This window comes from Sphingobium sp. (assembly GCF_032153725.1).
Classification (GTDB): domain Bacteria; phylum Pseudomonadota; class Alphaproteobacteria; order Sphingomonadales; family Sphingomonadaceae; genus Sphingobium.
The window spans coordinates 1-13,868 of the sequence record NZ_JALDYQ010000017.1; the positions used below are offsets into that span (position 1 = coordinate 1).

Below are 13,868 nucleotides of genomic sequence, written 5' to 3' on the forward strand. Positions count from 1 at the left end.
CAGGAACACGGCGCGCTCAATGTCCACAAATGACCAAAATTCCTCCGTCCTACAGCGCCCCGCCGGCGCTACATCCCACCCGCTCTTTGAACCGTAAGCCCGCAACGGAAACCGCGTTTCTCCCACGATAGCGTCGTGTCACCTGTGTCACCCAAATCCTATCCGCCACCGCCACCCAGAACATTGATGGTGAAGGCCAATATCCCCAGATTGAACACGAACGCCGCAAGGCAATGAAACAGCACCGCCTGCCGCATCCCCCCGCGCACCACCGAGACGTCGGACGTCTGGAACGTCATCCCCAGCGTGAAGGCGAAATAGAGGAAATCCCAATAGCCCGGCTCCCGCGTATCGGGGAAATCAAGCCCGCCGCTATCGCCCCCATGCCCATCGGCCAGATAGAAGATATGCGCATAATGCATCGCATAGACCAGGTTGGAAAACAGCCAGGCCAGCCCCAGCGTTCCCAGCACCAGGGCGATCACCGCCCAACCCGGCCCGCCATGCCGGCTCACGGCCACCCCGACCGCCATCAGCACCACCAGCGACACGATCCCCGTCAGCAGCAACATGAGCTGGCGATTGACATCATTGTCCGCTGCCTTGCGTCGCATCGAATCCGCATCGGCATCCAGCAGCGGCCGGGCCGACAGGATGAACGCCAGCGCCGCGACGTCGAAGCCCGCCATCACCGCCTCATGCCAGGGCAGCAGCAGGCCCAAGGGCGCCATGCTCCCCAGCAGCAGCAGGAGGAACATGCCATAACGCCAGGGAAAAATCTGCGGTCGCCCCATGCCCCGCATAGAAGAGCCAAAAAGACCTTTCGGCAAGCCGCTTTCTCATCGCCCCGCGCCTGTCGCTTCTGGCCTGTCGCTTCTGGCCTGTCGGTTTTTAGCTGGCGCCCCGCCGGAGACGCCCCTACAGAACAGATCATGACCAAAGGGCAAAGGGCATGATCGCAAAACTCAAAGGACGGCTGGACAGCACCGGCCCCGACCATGCCATCATCGATGTCGGCGGGGTCGGCTATCTGGTCGGAGCCTCCTCCCGCACCCTCGCCGCGCTGGGGCCGGTGGGCGAAGCGGTGACGGTGCACACCGAAATGCTGGTGTCGGACGATGCGATCCGCCTTGTCGGCTTCGCCCGCGCCGAAGAACGGGACTGGTTCCGCCTGCTCACCAGCGTGCAGGGCGTGGGATCGCGCGTGGCGCTCGCCATCCTCTCCGCGCTCGAACCTGCTGAACTGCACCGCGCCGTCGCGACCGGCGACAAGGCCATGATCGCCAGAGCCAATGGCGTCGGCCCGAAACTCGCCCAGCGCATCGCCAATGAGTTGAAGGACAAGATCGGCGCCGTTCCCACCCCCGCCGGCGCGATCGGCGCGGGGCTTGCGGGGCTCCCCACCGGCAGCCACGGCGCCGATGCGATCTCCGCCTTGCAAAATCTTGGCTTCAGGCCCGCCGAAGCCAGCAGCGCGGTTGCCGCCGCCGAAGAGGAGCTGGGCGAAGGCGCGTCGCTTGATGCCCTCGTCCGTCTCGCGCTCAGGAAAGCCGCCAAGTGAGCGAGGAACGTCTGATCGCTCCCACCCGCCGCGTCGAGGATGCCGATGCCGCGCTGCGCCCCAAGTCGCTGGCGGAGTTCATCGGCCAGCAGGCGGCGCGCGAAAATCTGCGCATCTTCATCGAAGCGGCCAAGGGACGTGGCGAAGCGTTGGACCATGTTCTCTTCTTCGGTCCGCCGGGTCTGGGCAAGACCACGCTGGCGCAGATCGTCGCCCGCGAAATGGGCGTGGGCTTTCGCGCCACGTCCGGCCCGGTGATCGCCAAGTCCGGCGACCTCGCCGCGCTGCTCACCAATCTGGACGAGGGCGACGTGCTGTTCGTTGACGAGATTCACCGCTTGAATCCCGCTGTCGAGGAAGTGCTTTACCCCGCCATGGAGGATCGCGCGCTCGACCTGATGATTGGTGAGGGGCCATCGGCCCGATCCGTGCGCATCGACCTGCCGCCTTTCACGCTGGTCGGCGCGACCACGCGGCAGGGCCTGCTGACGACGCCGTTGCGCGATCGGTTCGGCATTCCGGTGCGGCTGCAATTCTACACCGTCGATGAACTGGAACTGGTCGTCCGCCGCGCCGCGCGGTTGCTCGACCTTGCCATCACCTCCGACGGCGCGGTGGAGATCGCCCGCCGCTCGCGCGGCACGCCGCGTATTTCCGGGCGGCTGCTTCGCCGGGTGCGCGACTTTGCCAATGTCGCGGGCGCGCAGGCGGTGGATGCGAAGGTCGCTGACGCCGCGCTCACCCGATTGGAGGTTGATCATCTCGGCCTCGACCTGATGGACCGTCGCTATCTGATGATGATCGCGGACATCTATCGTGGCGGCCCGGTGGGCGTCGAAACGCTGGCGGCGGGCCTGTCTGAAGCGCGCGACACGATCGAGGAAGTGATCGAACCCTATCTGATCCAGCTCGGCCTCATTGCCCGCACCGCGCGGGGCCGTTGCCTGAACGGACCGGGATGGAAGCATCTGGGCCTCAACCCGCCAAGCAATATTCAGGATGGCCTGTTCGACTAAGGTGATTTCGCATCGTTTTTACGCAAAACCGGTTCCCACTTTTGCGCACGATGCTCCAGGCCGGAAATCCTCGAAAAATCATGGCCGTTACGGCATGGCGGGGTTATAGCCTGCCGGGCAGGCGCGTCAGGCGCGCAACAGATGCGCCGCGAGTGAGGAGATGCCGTTTTGAAGGCGATCGAGCGTTTTCCCAATCTGGTGACCATGTTCTTCGCCCGCGCGAAGGAGCAGGGCGACGTCCCCTTCCTCTGGCGCAAGACGGGCGGCCAATGGCAGTCGCTGAGCTGGACGGAAGTCGCGCATGAAGTCGCCTCGCTCGCCAGCGCTCTCCAGGCGCAGGGACTGAAACCGGGCGATCCGGTGATGCTGGTCAGCGAAAACCGGCCGGAATTCTGCGTTGCGGACCTTGCCATCATGGCGGCGGGCTGCGTCACGGTGCCGACATACACCACCAACACCACCCGCGATCATCAACATATCCTGACCGACAGCGGCGCCCGCGCCGTCATCGTCTCCACCGCGAGGCTGGCGCAAAATCTGATGCCCGCCGTGCTGCGATCACAGGCTAGCTTCGTGATCGGCATGGAGCCGCTGCGCGGCGCGCAGGGCGATGTCGCCTGCCATCTGTGGAGCGACCTGATCGCGCATCATCCCACCGACCCGGAGGCCTGCGCCGCCAGCCAGACCGCGCAGCGCGAAGATCTGGCATGCGTCATCTACACCAGCGGCACCGGCGGCGCGCCGCGCGGGGTGATGCAGCATCACGGCGCCATCCTCTGCAATATCGAGGGGGCAGGCGCGATCGTGGCGGAGGATTTCGGCTGGGAGGAGGAGGTCTTCCTCTCCTTCCTCCCCCTGTCCCACGCCTATGAGCATAGCGGCGGCCAGTTCCTGCCCATCCTGCTGGCGGGGCAAATCTATTATGCGGAGGGGCTGGAAAAACTTGCCTCCAATATAGAGGAGGCGCGGCCGACCATCATGGTCGTGGTCCCACGCCTCTTCGAAGTGCTGCGCACCCGCATCATCAAGTCGATCGAGAAACAGGGCAAATTCCCCGCCTATCTGCTGGGACAGGCGCTACGCATCGCGGCGAAGGAACAGGGCGGGCGCAAGTCGCTGCTCGACCTGCCGATGAAGGCGCTGCTCGCCCGGACGCTCAAGCCCAAGATCGCCGCGCGCTTCGGCGGGCGGCTGAAGGCGCTGGTGTCGGGCGGTGCGCCGCTGAACCCCGATGTCGGCCTGTTCTTCGACGCCATGGGGCTGACGCTGCTGCAGGGTTATGGCCAGACCGAGGCGGGGCCGGTGGTGAGCTGCAACCGCCCCAGCGCCGGCATCGCCATGGACACGGTCGGCCCGCCGCTGGACGGCGTGGAGGTGAAGATTGCAGAGGATGGCGAGATTCTCGTGCGCGGCGAACTGGTGATGCACGGCTATTGGCGCAACGCCGCCGAAACCGAAAAGGCGCTGCAAAATGGCTGGCTGCACACCGGCGACATTGGCGAGATCGACGCGCGCGGCCGCATCCGCATCACCGATCGAAAGAAGGACCTGATCGTCAACGACAAGGGCGACAATGTCTCGCCGCAGAAGGTGGAAGGGATGCTGACGCTCCAGCCGGAGATCGGACAGGCGATGGTCCATGGCGACCGCCGCCCGCATCTGGTCGGGCTGCTGGTGCCCGATGCCGAATGGACCCGCGAATGGGCCGAGGCACAGGCGCGCGATGTTTCAGGCATTGAGGGCGACCCCGCCTATCAAACGGCGTTGCGTGCGGCGGTCGATCGGGTGAATGACGACCTGTCAGTGATCGAGCGGGTCCGGCGCTTCATCCTGGCGGACGAACCCTTCACCATCGACAATAGCGAGATGACGCCATCGATGAAGATCCGCCGCCACGTCATCCGCGCTCGCTATCAGGATCGGCTGAACGCGCTTTACAAGTCCTGATGCTTCATTTGCCGGGTGTGCGATAGGGCGTGAAATCGCCCAGCGCGCAATTGCCTGTCACCATGCCGGTCGTCAGGTCCGCACTGGTCGCCATGTCGCCGCGGCAATATTGCGAACCCCAGGTCTTGATGATCAGCGTATCGCCGCGCGACAGGCCGGAACAACTGCCTATCAGGTCGTTGCGATAGACCAGCCGCCCGCTCACCCGATAGAGCAGCACGCTGCTGCTGATCGCCGTCAGACTGGCCTGGGATTCGCGATTGACGCAACTCGTCTTTTCGCCGGCGACCTTGCCGGCCAGAGCGCGTTCCAGTTCGCTGGTCTGCTTTTCGGTCAGCCTGGGTGGCTCATAGCTGCCCGAACATCCGGCGAGCAGCAACGGCGCGAGAAACATCCACGGGCGCATGACACCTCTCCTCGTTCGTCCCCGCTTCAAAGACGGTGGAATACCGTCAAAACCGTCACGCGGCGTCCTTGGCCGCGCGCCGTTCGGCCAGTTGCGCGATGTCGCGCGCGCGCATGAAGACATTGGTCGCGCGCTCCAGCCCGATGCTGGTCGGCACCGTCGCCTCTCCGCGCGCGCGCGCCGCGTCCACCTCCGCCATGCGGGCGTGCAAGGCCGCATTGTCTGGTTCCACGGTCAGCGCGAAATGGCCGTTGGTCTGCGTATATTCATGGGCGCAATAGACCGCCGTGTCGTCCGGCAGCGCCGCGAAACGCTGCATATTGGCGAACATCTGCGCTGCCGTCCCCTCGAACAACCGGCCGCAGCCCATGGCGAACAGCGTGTCCCCCACGAACAGGATGTGATCCTGCGCCAGATGATAGGCGATATGACCGGCGGTATGGGCGGGAACCTCCAGCACGGTCGCTCGATGATGGCCTATGTGGACGCTGTCGCCTTCCTTCACGCCACGGTCCAGCGTACCGATCTTCGCCGCTTCCGCGACCGGGCCGGTGATGGTGCAGCCGCCCCATGCCTCCGCCGCGGCCTTGATCGCCGCATTGCCGCCGACATGGTCGCCATGCCAGTGCGTGTTCCAGATCTGGCCGATGATCCAGCCCCGATCACGCGCCGCCCTCAGCACCGGCTCCGCGACGGCGGGATCGATGGCCACCGTTTCCCCGCTGGCATCGTCATGCAGCAGCCAGACATAATTATCGTTGAGGACGGAAACGCGGACGACTTCCAGCATGGTGTTCACCAGACTCCTGTGTTCGGCATGGACAGCCACGGTTCGGCCGGTTCCAGATGACCATCCTGCAACAGTTCGATCGAGATATTGTCGGGCGTTCGTACGAAAGCCATGTGCCCGTCTCGCGGCGGGCGGTTGATGGCGACACCCGCATCCATCAGCCGCTGGCAGGTTTCGTAGATATTCTCGACCCGATAAGCGAGATGGCCGAAATTGCGGCCGCCTCCATAGAGTTCCGGCGGCGCGCCGTCCTCTGCGGGCCAGTTATAGGTCAGTTCGACTTGCGCTTCCTCATCCCCCGGCGCGGCAAGAAAGACCAGCGTGAACCGTCCCTGCCCGCTGTCGATGCGCTTCTGCTCCTCCAGGCCGAGCAGCCGGAAAAAGGCCACTGTCTGGTCAATGTCGGTGACGCGGATCATGCTGTGCAGATATTTGGGCAAGAAATCACTCCATTCGTCGCCATAAAGCAACGGTTCAGCTCTGAAGTCTTAGGACCTCCCCAAGATAAGGTGCGTTGGACGTGGAAAGAAGAGGAAAGCCACATGGGCGGTCTGGCATATCATGACAAGATCCTGCTCGGCTGTGCGGGGCTGCTCGCATTCGGGGTCGTCAGCGGCGGTTATCTGTTGGGGGACGGCCTCAAGCGCGCCAGAGCGGCCGACCGCTCGGTCACCGTGCGGGGGCTGGCGGAAAAGAATGTCACCGCCGATCTTGCCACCTGGTCGATCAGCTACGCCGCCACTGGTTTCGACCTGCCCGCCGTCCGCGCCGAGATCGACAACAACACCAGGGAATTGCGCGCTTATTTCGCTAGTCTTGGTTTCAAGGCGGATGCGCTGACCCCGACCGGAGCGGGGGTCAACCAATATATCAACAATGGCGTCAACACGATCACGATCACCCAGCGCATGCTGTTGCGGACGACCGATATCGCCCGCGCCCAGCGCGCCGTCGCCCAGCAGTTCGACCTGGTCCGGCGCGGTGTCACGCTGCAGGAAGGGTCGGGCATGCGGTACAGTTTCACCCGGTTGAACGACATCAAGCCGCCGATGGTCGCGGCCGCCACCAGAGACGCCCGGGCCGCCGCCGAGCAGTTCGCCCGGGATAGCGGTGCCAGCGTCGGCGGCATCAAAAGCGCCACCCAAGGCTATTTCTCCATCGAAGCCCGTGATGGCGAGGCCGACGGCGCGAGCGACACGCCATATAAAAAGGTCCGCGTCGTCACGACGGTGGACTTCTATCTCGACTAACGGCGTTTGTGGGAATTATCGCCGATGATCGCGCCGGCCGTGCCGCCGATCACCGCGCCTTCCACCGTGCCAAGACCGGTCGCGGCGCCCACCACGGCGCCACCCGCGCCACCGATCAGGCCGCCGCGCGTCGCGCCGTGCGAGCAGGCGGAGAGCGAGAGGGCGCCCGCCATCAGCAGGCCCAGCGCCGCGAATTTTCCATTGCGTTGCATTTTCGGTTCCTTTTTCTCCTGCGTCCCGCTTATCGGACCAACGGGGAGGCAGGGATCAAGGTTCCGCGTCACTCCGCGGGCGGGGAGGCCGGCAGGCGCGACAGATTATCCCCCGCCGCTTTGGCCGCAGGCGAGTCCGGCGCCAACTCGACCGCGCGCTGCCATGCCGAGCGTGCCATGTCCTCATGATTGCTCAGGACCGCAATATTGCCCTCCTCCAGCGCGACCGACGCATCATCGGGCGAGAGTTGCACCGCCCGCGCGATATGCGCCTGCGCCAGCTTCATCTCGCCCGAACGCCGGGCCAGCGTCGCCGACAGCAGCCAGGCCAGCGGGTCCTGCGCCACCTGCTCCAGCGCAATGTCCAGCGATTCCCGCGCGCCCTTGCCGTCATTAAGCGCCACCAGCGCCCGGGCGCGGTCCAGGTGAACCTCACCCTTTTCCACGCCGTCGGGTAGTCCCCGCGCCAGCGCTGCGTCGAAATCGTCGCGTGCCTTGGCGGCATCGCCCCCGGCCAACGCGGCATTGCCCGCCTGCGCCCAAAGGCGCCCGCTCTGTACCATCTCGCCATTGCGTTCGGCTTCGTCCGCGCCCTGTTCGAAGGCGATGATGGCCGGCGCCCAGCGTTCCGCCCGGGCATAGGCAAAACCCATGCAGTTGCGGGCGTAGAAGCTGCCGCCGTCGATCCGCCACTGCTGGGCGAAGGCGATGCCCTTGTCGGGCGCCTCGACCGCCTGATCCAGACAGGCCTGGAATTTCGCGGCATATTTGTCGGGCACCGGGATGCGGCCATCCCCGCCAGCCGTCGCGGGCGTGGAGGAAGCGGCGGCGGCAGCAGCCTCCTTCCGCTTGCGGTTCATCACCGCTTCGATCTCCGGATCATAGGCCTGGGAGCCAAGCAGCAACAGGGGGAGCAGAAAGGGCATCAGAGGCTGTCCAACAGGCTGGCGACGGTCCGGATCAGCAGGGCAATGTCCGGGTCGCGGGAGAGGCGATGGTCGCCATCCTTAATCAGCACCGTCTGCACATCGGATGAACGCAGCCGCTCTACGATCCGCAGCGCGGTCTGCCAGGGAACGTCGGGATCGTCCTGCCCCTGCAACAACCGCACCGGGCAATCGATCGCAATCTCCTCCGCCAGCAGCCGCAGCGATTGGCCAGATTCCCAGAAGTCCAGGGTGGTGACATAGGGATCGTCGCCATAGGGCGTCGGCTCGATGATCCGTCCCTCGGTTGCCAGCAGCGCCTTGTCCGCATCGGTAAAGCCCCATTCGGTGAAGTCGGGCGCCGCCGCGATGCCGACCAGCCCCGCCACCCTCTCCGGCCGCGCCAGCGCGATCAGCAGCGCCAGCCACCCGCCCATGGACGAGCCGACCAGCACGACCGGCCCCTGCGTCAGAGAATCGATCAGCAGCAGCGCGTCGTCCCGCCAGCTGGCCAGCGTGCCATCCTCAAACCGCCCCTCGCTGGCGCCATTGCCCGCATAGTCCAGCCGCAGCATCGCCCGTTCCCGACCTTGCGCCCAGCCATGCAGGGCGATCGCCTTGCTCCCCTCCATGTCCGACATATAGCCCGGCAGGAAGACGATCGTCGGCCCGCTGCCCGGCTGATGGCGATAGGCCAGCCGCAGCCCGTCCGGGCGAGCGAACAGGGCAGGCGGCGCGACATCGGGGCTTTCCAAGGCACTTCTCCAACTTGAGCAACAGGGGCTTGAGAAAGGCCGTAAAAAGCTCCTCGTCGAGAAACCAGAAAAATAAAAAATAATGCACCGGTCGCGATTGACAGCTTTCCGGCCAGCGGCTAGTTGCGCGCTCCTACCCCGTGCCCAGATGGCGGAATTGGTAGACGCACCAGCTTCAGGTGCTGGCGATCGCAAGGTCGTGGAGGTTCGAGTCCTCTTCTGGGCACCATTTGTTCTTCCGACGACGTCCGACGGCGTCCCGAAAACGGCTGAAATCTGCCACTTCTTGTGCTATAAGCGTCCGGCGAAATCCGGGCGGATACGGCACCAATCGGGAACAATGGGGGTATATCCGAGGGTATCGTTCTCCGTCCTTTGCAAGGACGATACCCTCGATGAGCACCCTCTTCGCCACCAGCGTAGCCAATGCCAAACCACAGGATCGGGACTATAAGCTGTCCGACGGGGGCGGTCTCTATCTTCTCGTGCGGACCAATGGGGCAAAGCTCTGGCGCCTCAATTATCGGCATCTCGGAAAATACCGGACGCTGGCCTTCGGCACCTACCCGGAGGTGAGCCTGGCCGACGCGCGCGGCAAGCGCGACGAGGCGCGAAGGCAGATCGCTGCGGGCCTCGATCCTTCGCATGAGCAGAAGGTCGCCTTAGCGAAGGCACGGGTCGAGGAAAACGACACCTTCAAGGCGGTCGCCAAGGAGTGGATCGCCAAGAACGAGCGCGAGGACATGGCCGAGATCACGCTCAGCAAGATCCGCTGGCTCCTCGACATGGCCTATCCGAAGATCGGCAACCGGCCGATCGCCAAGATCACCACCCAGGAGGTGCTCGCCGTCCTGCGATCTGTCGAGGCGACGGGCCGCTATGAAAGCGCGCGTCGGATGCGCAGCGTCCTCGGCCGGGTGTTCCGCTACGCCGTCGCCACCACGCGCGCCGAGCGCGATCCGACCGGCGACCTGCGGGGCGCGCTCACGGTGCCCAGGACCAAGCATCTCGCGGCAATCACCAATCCCAAGCGTGCGGGCGAGCTGATGCGCGCCATCGAGGGCTATACCGGCCATGCCATCACGCTCTACGCGCTCCGGCTCTCGGCCCACATGTTCGTGCGGCCCGGCGAGCTGCGGCAGGCCGAATGGGCCGAGTTCGACTTCGACCGCTCGGTCTGGAACCTGCCGGCCGAGAAGATGAAGATGCGCGGTGCGCATCGCGTGCCGCTCTCGACCCAGGTGACCAGCCTGTTCGAGGAACTCTGGGAGCTGACCGGGACCGGCCGCTACTGTTTCCCCTCGTTCCGCACCGACCGACGGCCGATGTCGGAGAACACTGTCAACGCGGCGCTGCGCGTCCTCGGTTTCGCCCAGGAGGAAATGAGCGCCCATGGCTTCCGGGCGATGGCGGCGACTCTGCTCAACGAGAGCGGGCGGTTCCATCCCGATGCGATCGAGCGCCAGCTTGCCCATGTCGAGCGCGACGGCGTGCGCCGCGCCTACACGCGCGGCGAATATTGGAGCGAGCGGGTCACGATGATGCAGTTCTGGTCGGACGAACTCGACCGCCTGCGCAGCGGTGCCAAGCTGCTCAAGCCCAACTTCGGCGGCCGGCATGCCGCAGCCGGCTAAGGTTCAGTCGAGGCGCTTCGCATCGTAGATGTAGACGTCGTCGTCCATCAGCTTGAGGTCAGCGATACGCTCCGCGACCGCGCCTGGCGCGAGCTTGGCCTCGAGCCATTTCTGATAAAGGCGCGCAAACTCCAGCAGCTCGGCAAACTTCGGATCGGGGTCTTCTGCCTGCTCCCATAGACCGATCAGGCCGGACAGGCCGTCGACCTCCCGCTTCCGTTCGACCTGGCGTTGCAGGAAGGTGATCCGATAGCCTTCCACGCGGACCTGTCGCTCGATGTCCTTGCGGCGACGGTCCTGCTCCGCCCATTTCCTCGCCTGCTCGGCGCGCTCCGCGCGGCGCGCCTTCACCGCCATGCCCCACCGCTCGAGCGACTCGATCATGGACGGGACGAGGTCTTCGAGGCGCTGCCGCTTGCCATCCGAGAAGGTCCGCCGCGTGCCGCCCGCGTCGTAGTCGTGATCGAATTTCAGGACGAGTTCGCCATTTGGCACATAGTCATGCTCGGGAATGGTTGGCGCGCGCCACGGACGGTAGCTTGTGTCGTCCAGCGCTGGATCCGCGGGATAGTCGGGAGTGGGCGGTGCCTTCCCCACCTCCATTTTCATCCAGTGTCCGGCTCGCGGCGTTGGTAGCCCCAGCCGCCTTGCAAGCGCCGCAAGAGTAGGTGCCGCCGTGCCAAGTTCGGCTGCATTGGTGGTCATCGGCTTTGACCAGATTCGATCGAAAAGCTGGCGCCTGCTCAGCTGCAATGGATCGGTTGGTCCGTCCTTGGACGTCATGTCTTCAAGGAGGGTTCGTCGCTTGTCGTGCCCAGCCTTGCCGCCGCGGTAGCGCGCCTGCGGATTTCTTCGACATCGGGCTGGCCAGCGGACACAACCCAGCTTCCGCCGACGCACAGTACCGCCTCGAGCGCGAGCCACGCAGCAGCGGTCTCGTGGCCGATCCCGCCGGTCGGACAGAAGCGACATTGGTGGAAGGGCGCGACGAGCGCCTTCAGTGCAGGGATCCCGCCATTCGCCTCGGCCGGGAAGAATTTGAAATGAGTGAGTCCCATGTCGAGCCCGCACATGATGTCGCTGGCATTGGCGACGCCCGGGAGTATCGGCACGTCGTTGTCAACCGCGGCGCGTACCAGCGGCCGGGTGAGGCCCGGCGAAACGAGAAAGCCTGCACCGGCATCGATGCTCGCCCGCGCAGCCCCAGCAACCGCAAGCGGAGACCCGCCAATGAAATCTCTTGTCGTTATCGGCCTGCTTGCCAGCGCCACTGTCGTGACCGCCCAGACCGCGCCCATTCCGCCATCACTTCCGGCTGCACCTCCTCCGACGGTGGCGGCCCCGGTCATCGCCCAACCTGTTCCGCCAATGACCTCGCGGACGAGGCCGCGCCGACATGTGCCGCCGTCTCCGGCAGAATTGCGCGTCCGCGCCGCCAACCGCGCGGCGACGCTCGAACCGGTCGCCGCCGGCTACATCAACGCGGTCCAGGTCTATCCTTTCAGCGACGGAGCGATCTACCACGTGCTCACCGCTCCCGGGCAGGTGACCGACATCGCGCTGCAGCCCGGTGAGCTGTTGGGCGCGGTGGCCGCCGGCGACACCGTCCGGTGGGTGATCGGCGACACGACCAGCGGCGGTGGCAAAACCAAGCGAACGCACGTCCTGGTCAAGCCCTTCTCGGCCGGGCTGGCCACGAACATCATCATCACGACCGACAGGCGGACCTACCATCTCGCGCTCTCGAGCGCCGAGCGCTCCGCGATGGTGGCCTTGTCCTGGACCTATCCACAGGACCAGCTCATCGCGCTTAGGGCGGCGGAGGATCGAGCCCGGGCAGCACAGCCGGTCGCGACCGGCCTTTCGGTCGACCAATTGCACTTCGACTATGTCATCTCCGGCGACCGGCCGGCGTGGCGGCCGCTGCGCGCGTTCGATGATGGCCGTCAGACCTTCATCGAGTTCCCGGCCAGCTTCGGCACCGGCGAAGCGCCGCCGCTCTTCCTTGTCGATGCCAGGGGGACCGCACAGCTCGTCAACTACCGGGTGCAGGGGCGCTATTATGTCGTGGATCGGCTGTTCGAGAGGGCAGAACTGCGACTTGGCCTTAAGCGCCAGGAGGTCGTGAGGATAAGTCGATCGGGCCAGGTCGATACGCGGCGGAGGGCGTCGTGACCGAGACCGTGGCTCAGCCGAGCGTCAAGCTCGATCCCGAGACGCTGGCGATCCGAGCGCGGCCACCGCGCGCGATCCGGTTCAAGCGCGGGGTGATCATCGCTATCACCGCGATCGGCTCGGTCAGCCTGATCGCCGTCACCTGGATGGCGCTGAAACCCCGGCTGTTCCAGCGTGGCGAAACCCAACAGGAACTGTCGCAGCCCAACGTGCGACCGACCAGCGACGCCCTGAGCGGCGCGCCGGCAACCTACGGAGATGTGCCGCGTCTGGGTCCGCCGCTCCCGGGTGACCTCGGCAAGCCGATCCTCGAACGGCAGCAGCAACTGGCGACGGCAGTGAATCCGAGCGACCAACAGCTCCAGCAGGCCGAAGCGGCAGAGCGCGAGCGTCGGCTCGCCGAGCTGAAAGCCGCCCGCGAGTCTGGAGTGCTGGTGCAGAACCGTCAGGCCCAGCCGACTGCCGAAGCGGCCATCGCCGCACCAGTTGCAACGCCGGCGAGTGAGCCGGGAAAGGTTGCGCTCGATCCGACAAGCGATCCGAATGCCCAAGGGCGCAAGACGGCTTTCGTGGCGGCGCTGGATCCGAAAGCAGACGTGAACCCGCACGCGCTTACCGCGCTACCCTCTTCTTACACATTGTCGGCGGGCAGCGTGATCTCGGCCAGCCTGATCACCGGACTGCGGTCCGACCTGCCGGGCCTGGTGACAGCGCAAGTGACAGAAAACACCTATGACAGCGCCACTGGTCGATTGCTGCTCGTGCCGCAGGGTGCACGACTGGTAGGCAGCTATGACAGCGTCATCGCCTTCGGTCAGAAGCGGGCGCTGATCGTCTGGCAACGCATCATCATGCCGGACGGAAGTTCACTGCGGATCGACAACGTGCCGGCGACCGATCCGTCGGGCTATGCGGGCCTTGCCGACAAGGTCGACTTCCACACCTGGCAGCTTCTGAAGGGCGTGCTCCTGTCCACACTGCTCGGCGTCAGTTCCGAGTTGGCGCTGTCCGGGCAAAGCGACCTTATCCAGGCGATCCGGATGTCGACACAGGACAACATCGCGCGTGCCGGCGACCAGATCACGCAGCGCAACCTCGGCGTGCAGCCGACGATTACCATTCGCCCGGGCACGCCCGTTCGATTGGTGGTTCACAAGGATCTCGTGTTGGCGCCCTCGAATCGGAAGGATGACTGA

Annotated in this window: 16 protein-coding genes and 1 tRNA gene; 8 read left to right on the forward strand and 9 right to left on the reverse strand. The window is 65.3% G+C overall.

Features of this window, described 5'->3' with window-relative positions:
• Nucleotides 1-158: 158 nt before the first annotated feature.
• Nucleotides 159-794 (reverse strand): DUF1345 domain-containing protein, encoded by a 636-nt coding sequence (locus RUH75_RS07765; protein ID WP_313803993.1) that lies wholly within the window; start codon nt 792-794, stop codon nt 159-161.
• A gap of 158 nt (nt 795-952) precedes the next feature.
• On the opposite strand from RUH75_RS07765, the gene ruvA reads away from it, so the two are divergent.
• The 3 genes from ruvA to RUH75_RS07780 all read left to right on the forward strand — a co-directional run bounded on the left by ruvA (nt 953) and on the right by RUH75_RS07780 (nt 4,524).
• Nucleotides 953-1,561: a Holliday junction branch migration protein RuvA gene (ruvA, locus tag RUH75_RS07770; RefSeq protein WP_313803996.1), complete on the forward strand. Its 609-nt coding sequence runs from the start codon at nt 953-955 to the stop codon at nt 1,559-1,561.
• The gene (gene ruvB, locus RUH75_RS07775; RefSeq protein ID WP_313803999.1) at nt 1,558-2,577 is read left to right on the forward strand and encodes a Holliday junction branch migration DNA helicase RuvB; all 1,020 of its coding nucleotides are present in this window, start codon (nt 1,558-1,560) and stop codon (nt 2,575-2,577) included. Before ruvA ends, ruvB begins: the two co-directional genes overlap by 4 nt.
• A gap of 204 nt (nt 2,578-2,781) precedes the next feature.
• Nucleotides 2,782-4,524 carry an AMP-dependent synthetase/ligase gene (locus tag RUH75_RS07780; protein ID WP_313804191.1) on the forward strand — a complete coding sequence of 581 codons (1,743 nt, stop codon included), beginning with the start codon at nt 2,782-2,784 and terminating at the stop codon, nt 4,522-4,524.
• Nucleotides 4,525-4,528: 4 nt separating this feature from the next.
• Here RUH75_RS07780 and RUH75_RS07785 read toward each other — a convergent pair whose 3' ends face one another.
• The 3 genes from RUH75_RS07785 to RUH75_RS07795 are packed head-to-tail and all read right to left on the reverse strand — an operon-like array spanning nt 4,529 to nt 6,160.
• Nucleotides 4,529-4,930, reverse strand: a complete 402-nt coding sequence (locus tag RUH75_RS07785) for a hypothetical protein (RefSeq protein WP_313804002.1) — start codon at nt 4,928-4,930, stop codon at nt 4,529-4,531.
• Between the two features lie 55 nt (nt 4,931-4,985).
• Nucleotides 4,986-5,720, reverse strand: a complete 735-nt coding sequence (gene gloB, locus RUH75_RS07790) for a hydroxyacylglutathione hydrolase (RefSeq protein WP_313804194.1) — start codon at nt 5,718-5,720, stop codon at nt 4,986-4,988.
• 5 nt (nt 5,721-5,725) lie between these two features.
• Nucleotides 5,726-6,160, reverse strand: coding sequence for a VOC family protein (locus RUH75_RS07795; protein WP_313804005.1), 435 nt, complete (start codon nt 6,158-6,160; stop codon nt 5,726-5,728).
• A 102-nt stretch (nt 6,161-6,262) separates the two neighbouring features.
• On the opposite strand from RUH75_RS07795, the gene RUH75_RS07800 reads away from it, so the two are divergent.
• Nucleotides 6,263-6,970, forward strand: coding sequence for an SIMPL domain-containing protein (locus RUH75_RS07800; RefSeq protein WP_313804008.1), 708 nt, complete (start codon nt 6,263-6,265; stop codon nt 6,968-6,970).
• On the opposite strand, the gene RUH75_RS07805 is transcribed toward RUH75_RS07800, so the two are convergent.
• From RUH75_RS07805 to RUH75_RS07815, 3 genes are all read right to left on the reverse strand, one after another.
• Nucleotides 6,967-7,182: a hypothetical protein gene (locus tag RUH75_RS07805; protein WP_313804011.1), complete on the reverse strand. Its 216-nt coding sequence runs from the start codon at nt 7,180-7,182 to the stop codon at nt 6,967-6,969. The genes RUH75_RS07800 and RUH75_RS07805 overlap by 4 nt on opposite strands.
• 68 nt (nt 7,183-7,250) lie before the next feature.
• Entirely contained in the window at nt 7,251-8,108 is an 858-nt protein-coding gene (locus RUH75_RS07810; protein ID WP_313804014.1) for a hypothetical protein, read from the reverse strand.
• Nucleotides 8,108-8,863 (reverse strand): alpha/beta hydrolase, encoded by a 756-nt coding sequence (locus tag RUH75_RS07815; protein ID WP_313804017.1) that lies wholly within the window; start codon nt 8,861-8,863, stop codon nt 8,108-8,110. Before RUH75_RS07815 ends, RUH75_RS07810 begins: the two co-directional genes overlap by 1 nt.
• Nucleotides 8,864-9,005: 142 nt before the next feature.
• On the opposite strand from RUH75_RS07815, the gene RUH75_RS07820 reads away from it, so the two are divergent.
• Nucleotides 9,006-9,092, forward strand: a tRNA-Leu gene (locus RUH75_RS07820).
• Nucleotides 9,093-9,258: 166 nt separating this feature from the next.
• Complete coding sequence (locus RUH75_RS07825; protein ID WP_313804020.1) at nt 9,259-10,497, forward strand: tyrosine-type recombinase/integrase; 1,239 nt, start codon at nt 9,259-9,261, stop codon at nt 10,495-10,497.
• Nucleotides 10,498-10,500: 3 nt separating this feature from the next.
• Here RUH75_RS07825 and RUH75_RS07830 read toward each other — a convergent pair whose 3' ends face one another.
• A complete protein-coding gene (locus RUH75_RS07830) occupies nt 10,501-11,202 on the reverse strand; it encodes a hypothetical protein (RefSeq protein WP_313804023.1) in 702 nt (233 codons plus the stop codon).
• A gap of 74 nt (nt 11,203-11,276) precedes the next feature.
• On the reverse strand, nt 11,277-11,846 hold the full coding sequence (locus tag RUH75_RS07835) for a 2-dehydro-3-deoxyphosphogluconate aldolase (protein WP_313804026.1): 570 nt from the start codon (nt 11,844-11,846) through the stop codon (nt 11,277-11,279).
• On the opposite strand from RUH75_RS07835, the gene trbG reads away from it, so the two are divergent.
• Both trbG and RUH75_RS07845 read left to right on the forward strand, forming a co-directional pair.
• The gene (gene trbG / locus RUH75_RS07840) at nt 11,728-12,672 is read left to right on the forward strand and encodes a P-type conjugative transfer protein TrbG (RefSeq protein ID WP_313804029.1); all 945 of its coding nucleotides are present in this window, start codon (nt 11,728-11,730) and stop codon (nt 12,670-12,672) included. The genes RUH75_RS07835 and trbG overlap by 119 nt on opposite strands.
• On the forward strand, nt 12,669-13,868 hold the full coding sequence (locus RUH75_RS07845) for a TrbI/VirB10 family protein (RefSeq protein WP_313804032.1): 1,200 nt from the start codon (nt 12,669-12,671) through the stop codon (nt 13,866-13,868). Before trbG ends, RUH75_RS07845 begins: the two co-directional genes overlap by 4 nt.

What these genes read in the sequence shown, in the direction of transcription:
- gloB (WP_313804194.1), bottom strand. Translation starts at nt 5,720, where the DNA reads ATGCTGGAAGTCGTCCGCGTTTCCGTCCTCAACGATAATTATGTCTGG.
- RUH75_RS07805 (WP_313804011.1), bottom strand. Translation starts at nt 7,182, where the DNA reads ATGCAACGCAATGGAAAATTCGCGGCGCTGGGCCTGCTGATGGCGGGC.
- RUH75_RS07785 (WP_313804002.1), bottom strand. Translation starts at nt 4,930, where the DNA reads ATGCGCCCGTGGATGTTTCTCGCGCCGTTGCTGCTCGCCGGATGTTCG.
- trbG (WP_313804029.1), top strand. Translation starts at nt 11,728, where the DNA reads ATGAAATCTCTTGTCGTTATCGGCCTGCTTGCCAGCGCCACTGTCGTG.
- RUH75_RS07765 (WP_313803993.1), bottom strand. Translation starts at nt 794, where the DNA reads ATGGGGCGACCGCAGATTTTTCCCTGGCGTTATGGCATGTTCCTCCTG.
- ruvA (WP_313803996.1), top strand. Translation starts at nt 953, where the DNA reads ATGATCGCAAAACTCAAAGGACGGCTGGACAGCACCGGCCCCGACCAT.
- RUH75_RS07810 (WP_313804014.1), bottom strand. Translation starts at nt 8,108, where the DNA reads ATGCCCTTTCTGCTCCCCCTGTTGCTGCTTGGCTCCCAGGCCTATGAT.
- RUH75_RS07800 (WP_313804008.1), top strand. Translation starts at nt 6,263, where the DNA reads ATGGGCGGTCTGGCATATCATGACAAGATCCTGCTCGGCTGTGCGGGG.
- RUH75_RS07825 (WP_313804020.1), top strand. Translation starts at nt 9,259, where the DNA reads ATGAGCACCCTCTTCGCCACCAGCGTAGCCAATGCCAAACCACAGGAT.
- RUH75_RS07830 (WP_313804023.1), bottom strand. Translation starts at nt 11,202, where the DNA reads ATGACCACCAATGCAGCCGAACTTGGCACGGCGGCACCTACTCTTGCG.
- RUH75_RS07835 (WP_313804026.1), bottom strand. Translation starts at nt 11,846, where the DNA reads ATGACCGGGGCCGCCACCGTCGGAGGAGGTGCAGCCGGAAGTGATGGC.
- RUH75_RS07780 (WP_313804191.1), top strand. Translation starts at nt 2,782, where the DNA reads ATGTTCTTCGCCCGCGCGAAGGAGCAGGGCGACGTCCCCTTCCTCTGG.